This is a genomic window from Myxococcaceae bacterium JPH2, assembly GCA_016458225.1.
Lineage (GTDB): Bacteria > Myxococcota > Myxococcia > Myxococcales > Myxococcaceae > Citreicoccus.
The window spans coordinates 40,177-59,715 of sequence record JAEMGR010000018.1; the positions used below are offsets into that span (position 1 = coordinate 40,177).

Annotated in this window: 17 protein-coding genes; 3 read left to right on the forward strand and 14 right to left on the reverse strand. The window is 69.5% G+C overall.

The window, feature by feature from the left end; all coding sequences use genetic code 11:
- Positions 1 to 6: 6 nt before the first annotated feature.
- From JGU66_25365 to JGU66_25430, 14 genes are all read right to left on the reverse strand, one after another.
- Positions 7 to 399, reverse strand: a complete 393-nt coding sequence (locus tag JGU66_25365) for a GPW/gp25 family protein (protein MBJ6764117.1) — start codon at positions 397 to 399, stop codon at positions 7 to 9.
- A gap of 4 nt (positions 400 to 403) precedes the next feature.
- Positions 404 to 1,951, reverse strand: coding sequence for a hypothetical protein (locus JGU66_25370; protein MBJ6764118.1), 1,548 nt, complete (start codon positions 1,949 to 1,951; stop codon positions 404 to 406).
- On the reverse strand, positions 1,951 to 2,667 hold the full coding sequence (locus tag JGU66_25375; GenBank protein ID MBJ6764119.1) for a type IV secretion protein Rhs: 717 nt from the start codon (positions 2,665 to 2,667) through the stop codon (positions 1,951 to 1,953). The genes JGU66_25370 and JGU66_25375 overlap by 1 nt, the downstream gene beginning before the upstream one ends.
- On the reverse strand, positions 2,664 to 3,740 hold the full coding sequence (locus JGU66_25380; GenBank protein ID MBJ6764120.1) for a phage late control D family protein: 1,077 nt from the start codon (positions 3,738 to 3,740) through the stop codon (positions 2,664 to 2,666). Before JGU66_25380 ends, JGU66_25375 begins: the two co-directional genes overlap by 4 nt.
- Positions 3,741 to 3,758: 18 nt before the next feature.
- Positions 3,759 to 3,932 carry a hypothetical protein gene (locus tag JGU66_25385; protein ID MBJ6764121.1) on the reverse strand — a complete coding sequence of 58 codons (174 nt, stop codon included), beginning with the start codon at positions 3,930 to 3,932 and terminating at the stop codon, positions 3,759 to 3,761.
- Positions 3,933 to 3,946: 14 nt separating this feature from the next.
- Positions 3,947 to 4,684 (reverse strand): LysM peptidoglycan-binding domain-containing protein, encoded by a 738-nt coding sequence (locus JGU66_25390; GenBank protein MBJ6764122.1) that lies wholly within the window; start codon positions 4,682 to 4,684, stop codon positions 3,947 to 3,949.
- The gene (locus JGU66_25395; GenBank protein ID MBJ6764123.1) at positions 4,684 to 5,172 is read right to left on the reverse strand and encodes a phage tail protein; all 489 of its coding nucleotides are present in this window, start codon (positions 5,170 to 5,172) and stop codon (positions 4,684 to 4,686) included. The genes JGU66_25390 and JGU66_25395 overlap by 1 nt, the downstream gene beginning before the upstream one ends.
- A 2-nt stretch (positions 5,173 to 5,174) precedes the next feature.
- On the reverse strand, positions 5,175 to 7,961 hold the full coding sequence (locus tag JGU66_25400) for a hypothetical protein (protein ID MBJ6764124.1): 2,787 nt from the start codon (positions 7,959 to 7,961) through the stop codon (positions 5,175 to 5,177).
- 1 nt (position 7,962) lies between these two features.
- Positions 7,963 to 8,415 carry a phage tail protein gene (locus JGU66_25405; GenBank protein MBJ6764125.1) on the reverse strand — a complete coding sequence of 151 codons (453 nt, stop codon included), beginning with the start codon at positions 8,413 to 8,415 and terminating at the stop codon, positions 7,963 to 7,965.
- 17 nt (positions 8,416 to 8,432) lie between these two features.
- Complete coding sequence (locus tag JGU66_25410; protein MBJ6764126.1) at positions 8,433 to 10,394, reverse strand: phage tail sheath subtilisin-like domain-containing protein; 1,962 nt, start codon at positions 10,392 to 10,394, stop codon at positions 8,433 to 8,435.
- Between the two features lie 9 nt (positions 10,395 to 10,403).
- The gene (locus JGU66_25415; GenBank protein MBJ6764127.1) at positions 10,404 to 11,303 is read right to left on the reverse strand and encodes a hypothetical protein; all 900 of its coding nucleotides are present in this window, start codon (positions 11,301 to 11,303) and stop codon (positions 10,404 to 10,406) included.
- Entirely contained in the window at positions 11,300 to 11,890 is a 591-nt protein-coding gene (locus tag JGU66_25420; GenBank protein ID MBJ6764128.1) for a DUF4255 domain-containing protein, read from the reverse strand. The genes JGU66_25415 and JGU66_25420 overlap by 4 nt, the downstream gene beginning before the upstream one ends.
- Before the next feature lie 548 nt (positions 11,891 to 12,438).
- Entirely contained in the window at positions 12,439 to 13,416 is a 978-nt protein-coding gene (locus JGU66_25425; protein ID MBJ6764129.1) for a sigma-54-dependent Fis family transcriptional regulator, read from the reverse strand.
- 157 nt (positions 13,417 to 13,573) lie between these two features.
- Positions 13,574 to 13,879: a hypothetical protein gene (locus tag JGU66_25430; protein MBJ6764130.1), complete on the reverse strand. Its 306-nt coding sequence runs from the start codon at positions 13,877 to 13,879 to the stop codon at positions 13,574 to 13,576.
- Positions 13,880 to 14,108: 229 nt separating this feature from the next.
- Between JGU66_25430 and JGU66_25435 the strand changes: the two genes are divergently transcribed.
- The 3 genes from JGU66_25435 (at position 14,109) to JGU66_25445 (ending at position 19,528) form a co-directional block, all read left to right on the forward strand.
- Entirely contained in the window at positions 14,109 to 14,648 is a 540-nt protein-coding gene (locus JGU66_25435) for a molybdenum cofactor carrier protein (GenBank protein MBJ6764131.1), read from the forward strand.
- Positions 14,649 to 14,829: 181 nt separating this feature from the next.
- Positions 14,830 to 15,231: a hypothetical protein gene (locus JGU66_25440; protein ID MBJ6764132.1), complete on the forward strand. Its 402-nt coding sequence runs from the start codon at positions 14,830 to 14,832 to the stop codon at positions 15,229 to 15,231.
- 19 nt (positions 15,232 to 15,250) lie between these two features.
- On the forward strand, positions 15,251 to 19,528 hold the full coding sequence (locus JGU66_25445; GenBank protein MBJ6764133.1) for an AAA family ATPase: 4,278 nt from the start codon (positions 15,251 to 15,253) through the stop codon (positions 19,526 to 19,528).
- The last annotated feature ends 11 nt before the right edge of the window (positions 19,529 to 19,539 follow it).

The window sequence follows — 19,539 nt, forward strand, 5'->3', positions numbered from 1 at the left end:
GGTGTCTTATCCCGCGAGCGTGACGCCCAGGTTGATGCGCTCTTTCGCCCCCGTGGCGACGAGCTTGTAGGTGATGGTGGCGATGGCGCTCCGCGCGTCCGCTGGGTCCTGCTCCACCGTCACGGAGTCCACCGCGATGCGCGGCTCCCACCGAGCGAGGGCGCGGCTGATGCGCTCGGCGAGCTGATGCCGCGTCGTCACCGTGTTCGGCTCGAACAGCGATTGCGCCAGGCTCCCACCGAACTCCGGCAACAGCATGCGCTCACGCTGCTGCGTTCCCAGGATGACCTGGATGGACTCGCGCACGTTGCGCTCGCCCTCGGACCATTGGATGCGTCCATCCGGCCCCACCCGAGGAGGAAAGCTGATGCCACGCCCGAGCAACTTTCCGGTGTCCATGCGGCTAGCCCTCCTTCACCTTCGGCAGGCAAATCTTCAGGAAGGGCATCCACCAGAAGATGATGTTGAGCAGGCTGAAGAAGATCATCAGCACGATGAACGCGCACAGCGTGATGATGGGAATGGAGAACATGCACAGCTCTCCCAGGTTGAACGACGTGCCGGCATCCAGCTCTCCGTCCATCGTCTTCTTCAGGTCCTGCACGCGAGACATCTGCTTGCGCAGCCCCTTGGACAACGCGAAGCCGACGTTCTTCTTGAATTTGCGCAGCCCCCGGATGCTCGTATCGACTGGCAACACGATGCGTACCGGCCGCCCCGGTGCATCCGGGTCGAAGAACGGCGCCAGCCGGAAGTCTTCTGTCGGGGGGCTCACCACGGGCGGACACAGCGGACCGCACGCGGGCCGCAGGTACACGCAGCGCAGCACGTAGTGCGTCTCGCCTGGATCCTGGAGTTTCGCCACCGCCACGGGCTCCGACGGCAGCGTGTACGTCCCGGTCACCACCGCCGCGAGCAACGCGGCCCGCAGGGTGTCAGGTGACACGCCGCTTGCGCGCAGGTTGAAGTCGAGCCCCGCGGTCTCACCGCGCCCGAGCTGCGCGCGGTGCTCCCAAGCCCACGTGAGCGCGGCGCGCCACGTCGTGGCCGAGCCCGGGACAATGGGCTGGTTGGCCAGCAGCAGGTACAGGTCCGAGCAGGCGCCGCCCGGGTTGGTGCCCCCCGGCAGCGCGGTCCAGAAGGCCGGCATGCGCGTGGCCAGCAGCGTGGCGAAGTCGAGCAGGAGGAACCGGGAGACCTCCTGCTGCGCGGCGGTCTGCTCGTCGCGCTCGGCCTGGGACGTGCCGCCCGGCAGGTCCTTCCAGCGCTTGAGCTGTTCGTACGTCCCAGCCACCTTCGCTTCGGCCTCGTCCTTCAGGGCCACTTGCGGGTCCGCGGGCTGGAAGGACTCCGCCGCCTCGAAGGTGGCCTGGCTGGAGGTGGGGATGAGCCCGACGAGCATGCGTCGGCGCTTTCCCTCCACCGCGAAGTTCACCGGGAAGAGCGGAAGCTGCTCCTCACCCGCCGCGAGCCGCGAGGCTTGATCGGATGCCAGGGGCTGCCAGATGCGGAGCTTCTTTCGCGGGTCCTTCGTGTCCGGGACCCACGCCTCCTCGATGCCCCCTGCGCCGCGCCGGCGCAGCACGAAGGCGGCCTTGTCGCCGTGCGCGGTGTCCACCACGTGGTCTGGGAGCCCCGGCAGGCGGCACACGAGGCTGGCGGCGACCAGATAGAACCGCCCGTGCGCCGGCTGGTAGAGCTTGAGCGGTGTTGTCGGCGGATCATCCGGCTCGCCGGGGTAGCGCTCTCGGTGGCTCTCGTACTTCGCCACCATGTCGCGCAGGTCCGGTCGCGCTTCGGCCTGGAGCCGCTCGGACAGCTCCTCCATGAACCGGTCCGAGTCGAACTGGAGGAGCCCGGGCGCCTGCATGCGCGAGGCGTCGTCTCCGGCGCTGGCCCAGAGCGGCGTTGCGGTCACCCACTGGACCGGATGGGGCAGGGTCGTGGCCATCACCACACGTTCCCCGCGCCCGGCGTGTACGAGGCGCTGACCACGCTGTTGGTGATGACGGTGTCGGCCTGCACCACGCCGCTGAAGCGAGACATGCCCGCGTTGACGGTGAGCTGGCTGGCCGAGATCTCCGCCATGCTCGCGTTGACCGTCACCTTCGCTGACGACGTCACGGTGATGCCGCTCGCCTCCAGCTTGATCGAGTTGCCGTTGCTGTCCTTCACCTCCACGGAGCCGGGCCCGTCCTTCAGCGTCATCGTCTGACCGCCCGGGGTCGTGAGCGTGAGGGTCTCCTGGCCGTCCGTATCGTCCAGGGTGATGACCACGCCGTTGCGCGAGTGGATGACCTTGCGGGCGTTCTTGCCCCCAGCGTCCATGGCCTCGGGCGGATGGTCCTTGCCATTCCACAGCGCGCCCACCACGTACGGCCGGCGCGGATCTCCCGCCTCGAAGCCCACCAGCACTTCGTCTCCCACGTCCGGGACGAACCAGGTGCCGCGCCCCGGTCCCGCCATCAGCGTGGCCAGCCGCGCCCAGGCCGTGTACTGCTCACCGCCCGAATCTGGCGACCAGGGCAGCATCACCTTCACGCGCCCCATGTTGCTCGGGTCCTTGAGGTCCACGACCTTCGCCGGATAGAGGCCGAAGAAGCGGCCCCCCAGTCCGTGGGCGCCGCGTGAGTCCGCCACCTGCTCCCAGGGCGAGTGCTCCGTCATGACGGCCTCCCCAGTCCCGGTCGCTCGGCGACGAAGTCGGTGCGCAGCCCCTTGGCACCGTCGAACACGTGCTTCACGTCGACGAGCGTGTACGTCCCCGTGAAGAGAGGCCCCACGCCCGACAGCTCCACCCGTCCCCCCACGCGCAGCTTCGCGTCCGTCTGCGCGGTGCCTCGCGCCACCACGAAGCGTCGAGCCATCTGTCGGAAGCAGGCCTCGGCCTGGGCCTTCGCCTCGTCGCTGTTCTGCGGCACGGTGTGCACCACCGACTCCTTGCGCTCGGCCAGCTTCGCGGCGAGGAGGCTCGCGCCGCTCTCGTCCGAGCCCAGCTCGGCGCCCAGGACGGACGGCCCCGCCTCGTGGGTGAGGGCGTCCTTGGCGTGCACGTCCCAGCCGCTCACCTTCACGGCCGAGCGCTGCGTCGCCAGGTCTGCGGTCACCACCACCTCGCGCAGCTCGTTGCCCATTCCCAGCTTGAGCGCCTGGCCTTGGGGCCGGGCGGCGCGGTGCTTCGCATGCAGCGTGCGCCCCTCCATCCACAGCTCCGCGTCCACGGCCCGGCAGCGCTCGCGGAGGAAGGCGAGGTCGCTCTGATTCACCTGCGCGAGGACCGCGTGGGTGGGGCCGCGCACCTGGACGTCCGGCGTGAGGCCGTGCTTTCCCGCGAGCCGCTCGATGACTTGCTTGTCCGTCACGTCCACGTACGTCGCGGTGCGCCGGGTCATCCGCAGGTCCTGGAAGCGATCCTCCGCGAGCACGGTGATGGCGGGCGGCGCGCTCTCCAGGAAGAGTCCCTCCAGCGCGGTGATGCGCCCCTCGAAGAGGACATCGGTGCCCAGCCACACGGAGAAGGTCTTCCCGAAGTCCAGCAGCTTCCGGTCGAAGTAGAGGAAGCCCGTGCTGCCGTCCTTGGGGCCGAGGTTCCCGAACGTCGCCTCGCAGCGATAGAGCCCGTCGGTGGACTCCTCCACGCTCAGCTCCAGCAGCGCGGACGCGAGCGGTCCTTGCTCCTGTCCGTCCACCTTGAAGGTGGGCCGGGCGATGCGCAGTCGCGTGTCGTTTCCGTCGGCCATGGGTGGAGGGGCTCGGGGTCAGTGCGCGCGGACGCGCTCGGCGCGGGCGTGGTGGCGGGCCAGCGAGCGGGACAGCTCGGTGGCGTGCTGGGTGCGAGACTTCTCGGGTGACGCGGGGGCGCTCGCGCCGGTGTTCGCCGGAGTGGGAGCGGGCTCGGGAGTGACCTCCATCTCGTTGATGACCAGGGCCATGGTGTGTGTCTCCGCTAGCGCTTCACGCCGACGCTCGCGCCGGCCTGCAAGTCGATGAGCTGCCCGGGAGCCAGTCGCCGGGGGTTCTCGATGCCGTTGGCGCTGGCGATGGCGCGCCAGTCGGCGCCCTTGCCTTGGCTCGCGGCCATGCCTTGCAAGGTCGAGCCCTGGGTCGCGGACGTCATGGGCGCGGTGCCTGGGGCCTGGCCGCTCGGCCCACGGGGCGCGCTGGGCGGTGGCGAGTCCGTGGGGCGAAACACGAAGGCGGTGATCTTCTGCTGCGTGAGCCCGAAGGAGACGCTCGCGCGCAGGGGCTTGCCCTCGGGCGAGAAGAACTCCAGCGACTCCTCCATCGACTCCATGATTCCGTCGAACTGGAAGCTGCCCCACACGAAGCGAACGGCGGGCGGAACGAACTTGTCGCCGTCCTTCTTGGGCGTGATGAAGAAGGCGACCTTCTTGGTGAGCTGCCGCACGTCGTCCACGGCGCCGGACTGGCCCTCGGCTTGTCCGGACACGTCGAACCAGAGCTGCACCGCCAGCTTCGTGGTGCCGGCCCCCACGAACTGGCGCGCGGGCGTGCCACGCTGGTCGCCGCCGCCCGAGGGCGTCTGCACCTGATTGGCGAAGCTGACCTTCAGCGTCTCGGGGTTGAACTGGACCGTCGCCCAGGTGTCGTTCTCAATCTCATTCTCGAAGTTGGCGTCGAGCTGTCGCAGCTCGGCCTTGGCCAGGGGCGTGGGCTCGGCCATCACGCACCTCCCTGGGACAGTCGCTTGCGCGTCAGCGACTCATAGGCGAGCTGGAGTTCCTCGATGGCCACCATGCCGTCCTTGGCGTTGAGCGGCGGCGCCTTGAGCTTCACGGGCAGGCAGCGCGAGAGGACGAACCGCGCGCGCTCGGTCTGCGCGCGACCGGGGGCGAAGACGACGACCTCCGCGTTGGCTCGCAGTCGCGGCCGGCGCTGCATCTCCTCGAACCAGTCCCACAGGTCGAAGCTGGCGGTCATGCCGCGCTTGAGCGTGAGCTGTCCGAAGTTGAGCGCGCCCGTCAGGCGAATCTGCCGGCCGTTGTTGCCACCCTCGCGGATGGTCTTCACGTCCATCGACATCTCCAGGCCATCGCACTCGGAGAACGCCGCGCTGCAGGCCTTGGGCACCACGTCGGGAATCTCGATCTCCACCGCGAACGCGAAGGCGGTGAAGGGCGCGATGACGGTCTCGTCCTGCGGGGTGGCCATGGCTATCGCGCCTCCGTGACGAGCCCGCGGTCGCCACTCTGGACGAGCCGCACATTGAGGAAGGTGAGCGGCTGGGACGGCGCCACCTTGATTTCCACGAAGAAGCGCCCCTGCTCCGTCTGGGCCGCGGTGTTGAGCGCGTCGCCCGTCACCACCTGGAAGGCACCCTCGCGCGTGGTTCCCGCGAAGGCCCCCCGGATGAACAAGTCGCCCAGCAGTGCCTCGAAGCCGCGCTGCACCAGTCGGTGGAAGCTGGCGTCGTTGGGCTCGAAGACATACGCCGCGCCCAGCTTGAGCGCCGCGCGGCGCAGCAGGCTGAGCAGCCGGCGGACATGAATGGGCCGCACGTCCGAGTCCACGGCGAGCGTGTCCGCGCCGAGCGTGAGGAAGGCCCGAGGCTCCTGTCGCACGGTGTTCACCTGGGCGTCCTGAAGGTCCAACCACCGCTCGCGAGCCAGGAGCGGCGTGAGCGCGACCACCGCGCGCCATGGCTCGTTGGCCGGAGCCACCCAGGCGCCGCGCTCCAGGGAGCGCCGCGCGAGGACTCCGCTCGCCGCGCCATCGGGAGGCATGCGCAGCGGAACGTCGGGGCGCTGCTCCTCGGAGACGAACGTCCACGGGTGATAGAGCGCGCCGTAGCTGAGCGCGTTCTCCTCCGCGAAGCCCAGCGCTGGAACGCCCTCGGACGCACCGGCCATGGGCGACTGCAGCAGCCCCGCGTGCGCGATGACGTCGTCTTCTCGGTAGTGCGCTGACACGCTCAGCACGGCCAGGATGTCGCCGCGGGCGCAGGCCATGCGCAGCAGGGCTCGCTGCACCGCCAGCAGCGGCTCGGCGGAGTAGGAGGCCACCGGTTCCAGCCGCCAGTGCACGGCGGGGGCGACGGAGACGAGGACGCCGGGCGCATACGGGCCGGGAGTGCCCGAGCGCTCCGCGTGCACGCGGTAGTACCAGCTCCCAGGGGTACGGCCATGGAGCGTCCGCGCCAGCTCCACGCCGCGATACAGCTCGGCCGCGTCGCGGAAGTCGGGGCGCGTGGCCTCCTCGAGGACGTAGGTGATGTCCGGTCCCGCGACGGCATTCCACTGCACGGTGAAGGACTGTCCGACCTCGGGAGCGGAGGGCTCGGCGAGCAGGGCCGTGGGGGCGGGCGGAGCCATGCGCGCGCAGTCGAGGAAGGCCCCCCAGGCCGGCTGGGGAGGCGTGACGCCGGGCTGCGCGGGCGGGTAGGTGGCCACGGGCTCGCGCACCCAGGGGCGGTGCACTAGGTCGGGCACGGCGACGAGCGTGACGTCCGTGCGCCACAGCAGGGAATGGATGCCCCGGGGCGCGCGCGGCTGGCTGGCCTGGTAGCGCATGAACGAGGCCTGCGCCATCAGCGTGTCCGTGCCCAGCTCTCGCAGGTCGGGGTCCAGGAACAGCTCCGAGCCGAAGTCATCCAGCCCATCGCGGACCAAGGCGTCAGCTGGAGGGGGCACGCATCCGAGCCAGCCGCCAGGCACGTCCGTCATCCCCAGCGGGAACGAGAAGGCCTCACCCTCCGGGCCAGGACCCGCGAGGGGAAAGCGAGACACGGGGATGCCCTGGCGCCAGTCGCCCGGCAGCCGCACCTCGGGGAGTCGCCCCGGGAGGGACTCGGGCTCCTCGTCCCAGGCCCGGCGAACGTCGGTGGGCAGGGAACCCCAGTGCCGAGGATGCGCGGGGCACAGGCCCAGCAAGTCCAGACGCGCCGGCTGCTCATCGCCACGCCGCGTCCACAGGCTGAGCGTCAGGCGCTCGCAGAAAACAGGGGTGGACGAGACATCCAGGGGCGGAGCGGTGAGCACGCGCGACGCCACGCCCGACACCTGGACCGCGTGGGGGCACTGGCCGAGCACCCGCGACTCCACCATCAGCCAGTGCTCACCCGTGCCCGCGGCGTCCACGCGCAGCACCGCGCCCGGCTCCGGCGCCAACTCGGGCGACGTGTCCAAGGTGAGCGTCAGCGTTCGACGTTCCGAGGCCGCGCCCGGGTCATCCACCTGAAGCACGGGAATCGTCACGGCTTGTCCGTCGCCGCGCGTCCATTGCGCCGAGAGGGGAAGGGCACCCAGGCCCACGCCCGTCTGGAGCCAGCGCGCGCGGGGACTGCGCACGCGCAGCGTCACCCGGCGCGGAGCGAGCCCGGGCATGAGCAGCGTCTGTGTCGCGTCGATCGACTCGGCGGTATCAACGGGGACGAGCAGCGCCAGCGAGCCGTCGCCGAAGGTGAGGCGGAGCAGATCGCCTTGCGCCACGCCACCGGGGACCGTCACCTCCAGCACGACGTCCGTCCCCACGGCGGACCACGTGCCCAGTTCGAGCAGCTCGCGCGTGAGGCTGGTGGCCACGCTCACGTCGTCGGACCAGCTCCCCTCGGAGCGCGCGCGAGCCACGGCCGCCGTCACCTTGCCGGACTCGGAGCAGCGCACCAGTCCCGGTACGGGGAACGTGTTCGACTTCGCCCCGTTCCCGGCCACGCGCACCACCCAGCAACGCCGACCTCCATTGCGGAAGAAGGCCCGCACCGCCGAGGCGAGGTGGGCCACCACCACCTCGCCCGTCGCGGGGTCCCTCGCCAGCGCGGGGGCCTCGCCGAACACGGCCTCGAAGTCCGCCGGGTCCTCCACGGCCACGGGCACGTGGAGCGGTCCGGAGGCGGCGAAGCCCACGAAGGCCGCCACGTCCATGCGGGGCAGCACCTCCTCGACGGGAGGTGCCTGCACCTCGAAGCGGATGCCGGGGAGGCGTCTGGCGGCCGGGCGACTCACGTCACTCCATCTCCAGGCGCTCGTAGGCGAGGGTCAGCTCTTCCATCGCCACGTCCGTGCCCTTCGCGTTGAAGGGACCGCTCACGTGCTTGACGATGCGCGCACGCAAGAGCTTCCACGTCTGCACCACCGCGGTGTGGTCCTCGTTCTGGAGCTGGATGGTGACGGTGCGCAGCGCGTTGGGATCGCCGTTGCGGAGCTGATCCAACCACCGGTACAGGCTGAGCGAACCAATCACCCCGCGCTTCATGGTGACGTCCGTCGCCTTGTTCAGACCGGTGATTTTCCGGACGCTGTTCTCCTTCTCGTTGCCGTTGCGGTACTCCGCCACGGTGACTTCCATGCCCACGTTGCTGATTTCCTGGAACCCGGCATCCGCTCCGTCCGTGTTGCCGGTTCCCAGGTCGACCAGGAAGTTGAACTGCACATAAGGGCGCTCTCGTTGGACAGCCATTGCTCAGTCCTCCCGGGTTACTTCCGGTCTCCGGTCCACTGCCCGATGCGGAAGATGACGAACTCGGCCGGACGCAGCGGCGCCACGCCGATGAGGCAGACCAGCCGACCGTTATCCAGGTCGTTCTGGGTCATGGTGCTGCGGTCGCACTTCACGAAGTACGCCTTGTCCGGCTTGTCTCCGAGCAACGCGCCCGTCTGCCATTCATTGAGCAGGAAGTCCTCGATGGTGCGCCGCACGCTCGCCCAGAGCTGATCGCCATTGGGCTCGAACACCGCCCACTGCGTCCCCTTGTCGATGGACCGCTCCAGGTAGGCGAAGTAGCGGCGCAGGTTCACGTACTTCCACTCGGGATCCGAGCTCACGGTGCGCGCGCCCCAGAGCCGGTAGCCGCGCCCCTCGAAGTAGCGGAAGGCGTTGATGCCCTCGGGGTTGAGCACCTCCTGCTGCGACTTGCTCAGGTTGGACTCGAAGCCGAGCGCCAGGTTCACCACCTCGTTGGCGGGGGCCTTGTACACAGCGCGGTTGACGTCGTTGCGCGCGTAGATGCCCGCCACGAAGCCGCTCGGCGGCAGGAAGATGGGCTGCCGCGTCACCGGATCCAACACCTTCACCCAGGGGTAGTAGAGCGCCCCGTAGCTGGAGTCGATCTTCGCGCGCTGGGCGCGCACCTGGCCCAGCGTCTGTCCATTGCCGCTGTCGAGCACCGCGATGCGGTACTTCATCCGCTGGCAGTGGCTGATGAGCGCGTTGAGCACCGTGGCCGAGTGGATGCCGTAGCCGTTCTCGTAGCCGAAGGTGGAGCCGGGCGCGGCGACGATGGAGATGTCCTCCAGGTCCTCGAACTGCACGAGGCCCGTCTTGCGCGTGGTGTTGGGGACCTGCCGGCCCAGGTAGTCATCGCCCTGGGGTCGCTCTCCGTCCACGCCGCCCTTGAGCAGCACCTCCAGCGAGCGCTGGGACTCGGGTGAGTCGGGATCGTCCAGCGCCAGCTCCAGCGCGGGGCTCATGACCGGGCTGGCGAGGCTCGCGTCGAGGAACGCCTGGAGGACCTCCAGGCCCGTCTTGAGCTGCTGCGTGGCGATGATGATTGGCACGTCGCGGTTCTTCGCGGGCTGGGTCGCATCGATGAGGAAGCGGTCGGTGAGCGAGTCCGCCGAGCCGTTGCGCGCATGCGAGGGATCCAGCGCCAGGCCGTCCCACACCTGCGAGGCTGCGGGCTCATCCGTGGGGATGGCCGTCACCGTCAGGGTGAGGACGCGCAGCTCGTAGCCCTCGTCCTGGGTCAGGCTGGACAGGGCAATGGGCGAGCCGGGGCCTCCGGTGAAGGTCCAGTCCTGGGCGTCCTCGCTCCAGGTCGCCAGATAGAACTCTCCGGCGCCCACGGGGCTGGCCAGCGGCGACTTGGTGTCGCGCAGCAGCACCACGTCCTTCTCCAGGAGGGCGCCCACCTTCGGCGTGGTGCCCTCGAAGGACAGGACGTTCTGGCCCAGTCGCAGCGAGAAGCGCACGCGCAGGTTGCCCGCCGAGCCCGGATAGCGCGCGGTGAGCAGCAGCGTCTTCTTCTTGTTCGTCGCGCCGGGTTCCAGCAGCGCTCGCGCGTGCCCGTCGTTGTAGCTGCTCTGGACGGAGCCCGTGGTGATGTCGATGGTCGCGTCGATGCCGTTGTACGTCGTGTCATCGAGCTGGCGGAATACGCGGCCCACGTACAGGCGCTTGCCCCCCTCCTCGAAGAAGGCGCGCACCGCGTGCCACGTGTAGTTGTGGAGCGTGCCCGCCTTCTTGAAGTCGAGCTGGCGGCGGTTGCCATAGACGCGCTCGAACTCCACCACGCTGGTGATGAGGTCCGGCTCCAGGTCCACGGGCCCGTAGCGCGCGGGTCCCACGAAGCCGGTGGTGGTCGTGCTCACGCCCTCGATGGACTTGGCACGGAACGAGGTCTCTTCGACGAATACGCCGGGAGCAAGATATTCGGGCATCGGTCTTTCCTAGGGAGGTGAACCCGTGGGCGTGATCCACAGCCGGGAACGCGGTGCGCCCTGGGTCTTCAGGACGAGCTCCTGGCCGTATCGCAGCGTGGGCTCGAGCAGCTCGAGCGAGGTGCCCGTATCCGGCCAGACCCACGAGGATGGTTGGGACAGGGTGACGCGCAGGTCAGGACGCGCGGGCACGGGCGAGCGCCGCGCGTAGTGGATTCGCACCGCCAGCGCCCACGATTGTTCGAGCAACGGCGGACCCGAGGGCAGCGTCGACGCATCCGCGAACGAGCCCGGGGGCAGGTCCACGGGAGCGGGGTACTGGAAGAAGAGGGCGAGACGCCCCTGGGCATCCGTCACCCCGCGAGAGGCCGAGCCTCCCTCCGGAGTCACCTCCACGCGCGCCCAGGCCGCGGGCGCTTGGGCCTGCGTGTCCCAGAGTTCGGCGCGGAGCACGGCCAGCGGTGTGCCGGTGACACGCGCGGGCGCGGAGAACAACGGCACGGACGGAGGCCCCGCGACAGACGGCGGTGAGCCCGGCGGTGAGCCCTCTTCCAGTTCGAACAGGCCACGGAAGGGCAGCTCCGCGCGGAACGAGCACGGCAGGAAGCGTCCCAATGAATCCTCCACCTCGACGGTGAAGGGCTGGCGCGGCGGGAGCTGGGCCCACCACGCGGCCTCCCCCATCTCCGCGCCACCAATCTCAAAGGAGCGCAGCCCCGGCAGATCCGACAGGACATGCACCCCCGAGCGACTGAGCATCGACCGGCGACGCAGGTGAGGCTGACCTTCCGGGTACGCGCTCACGTCGAGCCCGTCGCCCACGAGCGCTCCCATCAACTCGTCGCGGAAGCGCACGCCCAAGGGGGCCACGCGCGACAGCGTCTCCAGCACGCGCGGAGCGGGCCTCATCCCTCGGTCCTCCCCAGGCCAAAGGCGCGCGTCTGCGCGGGCGGGCCCTGTGTGTCGGAGATGGCGGACTCGATCAACACCATGCGCGCGATGTACGTCGCGGACACCTGGATGTTGGGTTTGCCCACCTCCCAGACATTGAGCATGTCCTGGATGGAGAGCGTGTCCTGCACGAGCGTCACCGTCTCATCCGGGAGGAACGTGTCGGGCTCGGGGCGGCCGTGGTGATTGAGGAAGCTGGCGGTGAGCGTGGGGGTGTCCTCCAGCGTTCGCATGCTCCAGGCCAGCAATCGGTGCTGCTTCGCGGCGGACTTCGCCCACGGCGTCAGGAGGTAACAGAGGTCCAACGGAAGCGGCCGTCTCGCGCGGCGGCCGAGCGCGTCCTCGCGTCCGGACAGGTTGCGACGCACGGTGCTGGGCGCAACACGGTAGAGGTAGAGGGAGATGCCCTCGTCCATGGGCGTCTTGAAGTCGCCCGCCTGATACAGCTCGAACTTCGCGCCCTCGAACTCCGGCTTCGGGCACGATTGCTCGAGCAGCGCCAGGATGGCCTGCCCCACCGATGCGATTGCCGCGTACGTCGCCACCCGTTGTGTCCCCCGTGCGCCGCGCCATCCAGGCCACGAACCCTCCCTGGAGTTCGTGCCGAGCGTTCGCTGCTCCACAGCAACTGCTGGGCCACGCCTGCTTTCGTGGTGGATCCACGGGATTGCGCGCACTTGCTACGTCTCGCGGAGCGCTGCGCGACGGCAGGGTGGATGAAAGCATCCATCCCTCCGCGCCTAACCTCGCGGGCTTGCTCGGAACGGTGGGGTGGATGAAAAGGTCCACCGTCGCGAAGGCACACGTCCGCCCGCCCTGAGACATGAGGAATCACGAGTCGCGAGCAGGGCCGTGGCGAGCCGCGCGGGCGCGGAGCCCCGTGCCATCGCATCGGATCAGAAAAGTGAAAGCCGGCCGTGCCGCGAGCGCGGAGCGGAGCCGCTGGCCTGCTCGTGGCGAGGCCGCGGATCCGCGTGGGCGCGTGCGAGCCGCGCCAGCTCGAGCACGGAGGAAGTCCGCGCGAGCCGGGGCGAACATGTCATTCCCCCTGCTTGAAGATGAGCAGGGAAACAAGCCGCGTACGACGAGGTGATCAGCGCGTGCGCAGGGTGAGCCCGTGCCGCCGCATCAGCTCGAAGAACGCGCGGCGGTGCTTGCCGCTGGCTCTCGCGGCGGCGGCGATGTTGCCGGCGTGCTCGACGAGAGACTCCTCGACATAGGCTCGCTCGAAGGCATCCACCACCTTGCGCTTGGCCTCATGAAAGGGCTCGCGCTGTGCTGACGAGCGCGGGCGCGGCTCCATCTCCGGTGTGGCTCTCGCCTGGGGAAGCAGCGGCAAATCCCCCTCGTCCACCCTGGAGCCAGCGCGAGTGCACAGCAGACAGCGCGCGCAGTTCTCCAACTCGCGCACGTTCCCGGGCCAGGAATAGGTCCGCAGTCGCTCCAACGCGGCATCCGAGAAGGTCACGGGCGCCTTGCCATACTCGGCGGCGTAACGTTGGAGGAAGTGCTCCATCAACAGCGGGATGTCCTCGGGGCGCTCACGCAGCGCGGGCACCTCCAGGGGCACCACCCGCAGGCGGAAGAAGAGGTCGAAGCGAAAGGTGCCTGCTTGAACCTCCGCCAGCAGGTCTGCGTTGGTGGCGGCGATGATCCGCACGTTCGAGCGCAACGCGCGCGACGCCCCCAGCGGCCGATACTCCTTCTGCTGGATGAACCGCAGCAGCTTCACCTGCGCGGACAGCGGCAGGGCATCCACCTCGTCCAGGAACAGCGTGCCGTTCTCCGCCTCGGCCACCAGCCCCTGGGCGCGTGCCTTGGCTCCGGTGAAGGCGCCGCTCACGTGCCCGAACAGCTCGTTCTCGAAGAGTTCCGGAGGCACCGCGCCACAGTTCACCGGAATGAAGGGCTGCGCGGTCCGATGACTGCGCTCATGGATGAGCCGCGCGTACAGCTCCTTGCCCACCCCGCTGGGCCCTTGGATCAACACCTCGACGTCATGCGTCGCGGCGGAGGACACCATGTCCAGCAGGCGGACATGCGCGCGGCTGCGACCAAGGATGGCGACCATGGCTTCCCCCCTTGTCCTACCTGACCGCCTGCGAGGTTATCTCGTCGTTCGAGAAATCAGCGGTCCTTTGAGAAACGTCCGAGTCGCCATTGATTCGGAGGTAGGAGGGGTATTGGGGACCTGACAGGTCGCTCGCGACACTGCGGGCCCGAGGCCGTCAGTCGTGCGTACCCACGTGCAGGTCGCCGTGCGACTCGCAGACCCAATGGAACGCGCAGGAGCACGCGATGGCGCGGGCGCGGGTGCAGCAGCGTCCGCCAAAATGCTCCGGCAGCGGGGCGCGGTCTTCGCAGGGCGGCTCGGGCAGCGCGTTCGGCGCGCTGCGTCCGGAGCGCGCGGGGATGGACTCGCAGCAGCCGCGTGCCATGCACCGGGGGCACAGCGACAGCTCGCAGTGCGCGCACCAGTCGAAGATTTCACCCGCACTGCCACGTCGCTCACATCCACCACAGGCGTCGAACATGGTCGGCCTCCTGGCTGACGTGCGGGAAGGTAGAGCAGGGGGCTGACATGCGGGGACTCGGGCGGGTGGAGCGCCAGGCGAATCAACCGACAACTACGTCACTGTCGAAGGATGGATCCTTCCGCTGGTGGACGGCCGACGCGTCGGGTCTGGCGGCCCGGAGTTCCGGGCGGCGGAGGGCCTGCGCAGCTTGGAGGATTCTTCGGTGGCAGTCAGGAGGCGCGGGTCCATGCGCAGTGAACGCCGCATCATCGGGGTCTTCGGCTCGGGGAAGGAGGCGCATGCGCCCGTCGTGGTGCCCCTGGCACGATGGATCGCCGAGGCCGGCTTCGATCTGCTCACGGGCGGGGGAGGCGGGGTCATGGGCGCGGCGGCCGAGGCCTTCGTCCAGGTGAGAGGGCGCCGCGGCATCTCCATCGGCATTGTCCCCGGGGGCATCGCAGGGGGAGGGCACTACGAGCCCCGACAGGGCTACCCCCATCGGGCCATCGAGCTGCCCATCTACACGCACCTGCCACTCAGTGGAGAGCAGGGCACCGAGCCCATGAGCCGCAATCACATCAACGTCCTCACCCCCCATGCCCTGGTGGGCCTGCCCGGCGGCGAGGGGACGGCCTCCGAGAGCGCCCTGGCCCTGCGCTACGGCAAGCCCATCATCCTCCACGGGCCACCGGAGGCCTTCCTCCACTTCCCCCTGGAACTCGAGCGCACCCTCTCGCTGGAGCGCGTCACCGAGTTCCTCCTCGCCGCCACCCGCGAGGTGGGTTGAAGCGCTGGCCTGAACGCGATGCGTCAGGTCTGGGGTGTGGCTGACCCGCCCCAGGACAGCCTCAACACGCTGGGGTGCTCAAGGCCCACACGCCTCCGGGTGAAACGTCTAGGATGCGACAGCGGGGGGCGGACTTCTGGCGTTCAAGAATCTGGCGCCCGGCCGTTTCCCCGTCGCCGCCATGATCAATGCCCAGTATCCCCTGGCCAGCTGGTTCCTCGTCGTCTCCACGTCGTTCTTCCTGTTCGTCTACGCGCTGCCGCTGCTGCTCATCCCGCTGCGATGGGCGAAGTGGTTCGGTTGGGAGCTCCCCACAGGGAACAATGACCTGACGGTGTATTTCGGCCGCTGCCTGGGGGGCGTGGCCCTGGCGGTCATCATCACCGTGGTGCAGTTCGTCCCGGACCCCAAGAGCCACCGGGCCATCTTCGAACTCATTGGTCTGGTGGGAGGCTTGATGGTGGTGGTCCACGTCTGGGGTGCGCTGCGCCGCGCGCAACCGTGGGCGGAGACGGCCGAGATTCCGCTGTACGGCGCGGTCTGTGTCATCGCGTTCTGGCTCCGCTTCTCCACGCTGGCCTGAGCCGAGGAAGATCGCCCGGATGCTCCCGGAGAGCACAGACCCCGTCGTCGCGTCGCTGGTGCCGTACATCCCGGCCGCCGTCCTCGCGCGGCTGTCGGACGCGGAGGCGTACTCCCTGCCGCCGGTGGAGCCGGTGCGCGGGGCCATCCTCCTGCTGGACATCGCGGGCTTCACGCCCATCGTGGTGGGACTGAGCGGCGCGGGGCCTCGCGGTATCGACGCGCTTCAGCGCCTGCTCACCAGCTACTACACGGAGATGATTGGCGTCGTGCGCCAGCACGGCGGGGACATCTACCAGTTCGCGGGCGACTCCATCCTCACGTGCTTCGAGCCCCTCCCGGACGAGGGCGATGCGCACGTGGTCCAGCGCGCGGCGGTGTGCGCGCTCCAGGTGCAGCGGCGGCTGGCGCGCTTCGCACAAATCGAACTCCTGGGCCAGCGCTTCGGCGTGTCGTCGCGCATCGGCGTGGGGTTCGGCGAGTCGCACCGCATCGTGATGGGCGCCACGGGCCTGTGGATGCACCCGGCCCTCATCGGCGAGCCGCTCGCGCAAGCCGTCCTCGCCGAGAAGCGCGCCGCGGTGGGCGAGGTCATCCTCAGCGCCCAGGCCTGGGCGCTGGTGCCCGAGTCCGCGCGCCGGGGAGAGGTCCGCGACGACGGCTGCTTCCGCTTGGATCCCGCCGCCGCGCTGGAGGCGCGCACGGTGGAACCTCGGCCCACGCCCGGCGGCCTGGAGCTGGTGGGCCGGTGCGCGCTGCTGCTGAACCCGGTGCTCTTCACGAAGATCACCACGGCGCACCAGCAGTTCTCCGGAGACTTCCGCGACGTCACCTGCTTCTTCCTGCGCTTCACCAGCGCGCGAGGCCCCTCCGAGGCGGAGGCCTTCACCCACGAACTCAACGCGTTCTACGAGTTCGTGCAGAAGGAGAGCGCGCACCACGGCGGCGTGCTCCTGATGACGGACTTCACGGACAAGGGCAACGTGCTCTACGTCCTCTTCGGCGCGCCCACCGCGCTGCCGAACAAGGAAGTCCTCGCGTGCCGCCTGGCGTGCAAGCTCCAGCGCGAGAAGGACGCCTTCCCGTTCGTGCAGGAGCTGCAGATCGGCATTGCCACGGGGCACGCCTACTGCGGTGACATGGGCTCGCCCTGGCGCAAGGGCTACTCGGCGCTGGGCGAGGTGGTGAACATGGCCGCCCGCCTCATGACGCACGGGCGCGGCAGCGGCATCCACGTGGACGCCCACACGGAGGGGCGGCTGCACCAGGGCGGCTTCATCTCGGAGTTCGTGGGCGCCGCCCAGCTGAAGGGCGTGGCGCGCCCGGTGCCCGTCTATCGCCTCCAGTCGGAGATGCGCCGCAGCCTGTTCATCAAGGGCCGAGGGAGCATCGTCGGGCGGCACCGCGAGCAGGACGTGCTCAGGCAGGCCGTGGAGGAGTCGCTGGACGGCGCGGGCCGGCTGTGCGTGGTGTCCGGTGAGGCGGGCATTGGCAAGTCTCGGCTGGGCGCGCGCGTGGTCGAGGACGCCGAGGACCGAGGCGCCCGCTCGCTGTACGGCATCTGCTACTCGTACGAGATGTTCACGCCCTTCTTCCCCTGGAAGGAGGTGCTCATCCAGGCGTTCGGGCTCCACGAGGCGAACGACCTGGAGACGCAGCTGGCGCGCCTGCGCCAGGGCCTGGAGGGGCTGGAGGGCGTGGAGTCCGAGTGGCTGCCGGTGATGGCGGGCATCCTCGGCCTGCCGGTGGAGGAGGCCGCCGTCACGCGCAACCTGGACGCGCGCAGCAAGCAGCTTCGCGTGTTCCAGATCATCTTCCTGCTGCTGGAGAAGCTCAGCCGGGTGCAGCCCCTGGTCCTCTTCTTCGAGGACCTGCACTGGGCGGACAACATCTCCATCGACCTGCTGGAGCATGTGGCCGCGCGCCTGTCCGCGCTGCGCATCACGCTGCTCGTCACGCTTCGGCCGGGCGGTGAGCAGCTTCGCGGCTTCCAGGGGCTCGCCGGGCTGCGGACGCTGGAGCTGTCCAGCCTGGACGACGACGAGACGCGGGAGCTGCTGCGGCTGCACCTGCGCATGGCGCCGCCGGACACCGGGCTGGAGGACCTGCTGCTCGCCAAGGTGCAGGGCAACCCGTTCTTCACCGAGTCCATCGTCCAGGGGTTGGTGGAGCAAGGCTACGTGGGCCCGGTGGGGTTGGGCGAGGAGCGCATGGAGCTCAAGCGCAGCCTTCAGGGGCTGACGCTGCCGGACTCCATCCAGGACGTGGTGCTCGCGCGCATCGATCTGCTGAGCGAGACCGAGCAGTTGGTGGTGAAGGTGGCCTCGGTGATTGGCCGCATCTTCACGCTGGACGCGGTGGCGGAGCTCGCGCCGGAGTCCATCGGGGCCACGCGGATCCGCGAGGCCATCGACACGCTCACGAAGCTGGGGCTCATCCTCCTGGAGATGGAGGAGCCGTTCACCTGCATCTTCAAGCACATCGTCATCCGGGACGTGGCGTACAACACGCTGCTCGTGTCCGGCCGCGAGGACCTGCACCGGCGCCTGGCCCGCTATCTGGAGGCGCGCGCGGGGGACAATCCCTTCCAGTCCGCCGGCATCCTGGCCTACCACTTCCTGGCCGGGAACGATCTGCTCAAGGGCCTGGAGTACACGCTCATGGCGGCGCGCGGCGCGCGGGCGCAGTACGCCAACGACGACGCCCTGCACCACTACAACCGCGCCCTCGAGCTGCTCGGCACCGTGGAGGGGATGGACCGTGACGAGGTGCTGCGGCAGACGCGCACCGTCATGCAGGAGCTGGCGGAGACGCTGCTCCAGGCGGGCAACTACGCGGGCGCCATCCTGATGTTCGAGCAGTGCCTCGCGGACGAGCAGCTCGTGGCGCGACAGGCGGAGATCCACCTGGGACTGGGGCGCGCCCACCAGGAGAAGGGCGAGTCGAGCCGCGCCACGCAGCACCTGGAGAAGTCCCTGGTGCTCATGGGGCGCAGCCTGCCCGGCAACCTGTTGGCCCTCGGCGTGCGCACGCTGGGCAACCTGCTCTTGCTGGCGCTGACGATGGTGCTGCCCTGGGTGATGCGCCCGCTGCCCTCGGCGCGGCTGTCGCAGTACCTGCGGCAGCTCTCCACGCTGTTCTCACTCATCCGCATCTACTACTTCGCGGACATCAAGAAGCTCACCTGGGCCACGCTGGTGACGGTGAACATGGCCCGGCGCTCGCGCAGCGACTACGCGGTCAGCCTCGCCAGTGGCTTCTTCGCGTCGCTGCTGTTCGGCTCGGGGCAGGTGAAGCGCTCGCTGCGCTACTGCGAGCGGGCCCTGAAGTACGCACGGCGCGCGAGGGACCCTGTCGCGGAGGGACTGGCGCTCAGTCGCCTGGGCATCCAGGCTTTTTTCCGCAACGAGCTGCGGCGCGCGCGCGACTACCAGGAGCAGGCCGTGGCCACGCTCCGCCTGGTGGGCGAGCGCTGGGAGCGCCAGACGTGCCTCATGATGCAGGCGACGGGCGAGTTCCTCTGCTCGCGCTTCGAGGCGGCCGAGCAGCTCTACCAGCAGATGCGCACCATCGGCGTGGAACTCAACGCGCTGATGCATCAGGGCTGGGCACACTCCTGGAGTCCCATGTGTCGCTACCTGCTGGGCCAGGGCGACGTGGGCGAGCTGTGCGCGGAGCTGGAGCAGGGGCTGCGGATCAGCGTCGAGGTGGACGACCTGGCCAACCAGTGCGCCAGCCTCAACCATCTGGCCAACGTGACGGTGCGCGAGCACCAGGTGGAAGAGGCGGCGCTGGTGGCCGTGCGCGCCTTCAGCACCATCTGGAGCTACCAGGTGCTGGTGCCCTTCCTTCAGGTGGGCTTGGTGGACGCGGCCGAGGCGGCCCTCTTCGCCCTGGAGGAAGGGGCCACGGTGGTGCCTCGCGCGGAGCTGTGGCGGGTGGTGCGCCGGAGCTGTTTCAAGGCGCGCGCCATTGCTCGGCTGTATCCGTACCTCAAGGGGCCGGCCCTGCGGGTCACCGCGCGGGCGCTGCGGCTGCGCAAGGGCGTGGCGGCGGCCGAGCCGGTGTTCCTCGAGGCCATCGCGGTGCTGGAGGCCAGCCCCAACCGCTGGGAGACGGGCGTGGCCTACTTCGATGCCGCGGTGGCGCTGCCGCATCGCCGCGCGGCGTTCCTCGCGCGAGCCCGGGCCCTCTTCACGGACATTGGCGCGCGGGCCGAGCTGCGACGGATCGACCGCCTCGAGGCGGGCACGGCGGATGGGGCCTCGCTCGCACCTCCAGAGCGTGTCTCGGCTTGAGCCGTCGCCGT

What these genes read in the sequence shown, in the direction of transcription:
- JGU66_25365 (MBJ6764117.1), bottom strand. Translation starts at nt 399, where the DNA reads ATGGACACCGGAAAGTTGCTCGGGCGTGGCATCAGCTTTCCTCCTCGG.
- JGU66_25370 (MBJ6764118.1), bottom strand. Translation starts at nt 1,951, where the DNA reads ATGGCCACGACCCTGCCCCATCCGGTCCAGTGGGTGACCGCAACGCCG.
- JGU66_25375 (MBJ6764119.1), bottom strand. Translation starts at nt 2,667, where the DNA reads ATGACGGAGCACTCGCCCTGGGAGCAGGTGGCGGACTCACGCGGCGCC.
- JGU66_25380 (MBJ6764120.1), bottom strand. Translation starts at nt 3,740, where the DNA reads ATGGCCGACGGAAACGACACGCGACTGCGCATCGCCCGGCCCACCTTC.
- JGU66_25385 (MBJ6764121.1), bottom strand. Translation starts at nt 3,932, where the DNA reads ATGGCCCTGGTCATCAACGAGATGGAGGTCACTCCCGAGCCCGCTCCC.
- JGU66_25390 (MBJ6764122.1), bottom strand. Translation starts at nt 4,684, where the DNA reads ATGGCCGAGCCCACGCCCCTGGCCAAGGCCGAGCTGCGACAGCTCGAC.
- JGU66_25395 (MBJ6764123.1), bottom strand. Translation starts at nt 5,172, where the DNA reads ATGGCCACCCCGCAGGACGAGACCGTCATCGCGCCCTTCACCGCCTTC.
- JGU66_25405 (MBJ6764125.1), bottom strand. Translation starts at nt 8,415, where the DNA reads ATGGCTGTCCAACGAGAGCGCCCTTATGTGCAGTTCAACTTCCTGGTC.
- JGU66_25410 (MBJ6764126.1), bottom strand. Translation starts at nt 10,394, where the DNA reads ATGCCCGAATATCTTGCTCCCGGCGTATTCGTCGAAGAGACCTCGTTC.
- JGU66_25415 (MBJ6764127.1), bottom strand. Translation starts at nt 11,303, where the DNA reads ATGAGGCCCGCTCCGCGCGTGCTGGAGACGCTGTCGCGCGTGGCCCCC.
- JGU66_25425 (MBJ6764129.1), bottom strand. Translation starts at nt 13,416, where the DNA reads ATGGTCGCCATCCTTGGTCGCAGCCGCGCGCATGTCCGCCTGCTGGAC.
- JGU66_25430 (MBJ6764130.1), bottom strand. Translation starts at nt 13,879, where the DNA reads ATGTTCGACGCCTGTGGTGGATGTGAGCGACGTGGCAGTGCGGGTGAA.
- JGU66_25435 (MBJ6764131.1), top strand. Translation starts at nt 14,109, where the DNA reads ATGCGCAGTGAACGCCGCATCATCGGGGTCTTCGGCTCGGGGAAGGAG.
- JGU66_25440 (MBJ6764132.1), top strand. Translation starts at nt 14,830, where the DNA reads ATGATCAATGCCCAGTATCCCCTGGCCAGCTGGTTCCTCGTCGTCTCC.
- JGU66_25445 (MBJ6764133.1), top strand. Translation starts at nt 15,251, where the DNA reads ATGCTCCCGGAGAGCACAGACCCCGTCGTCGCGTCGCTGGTGCCGTAC.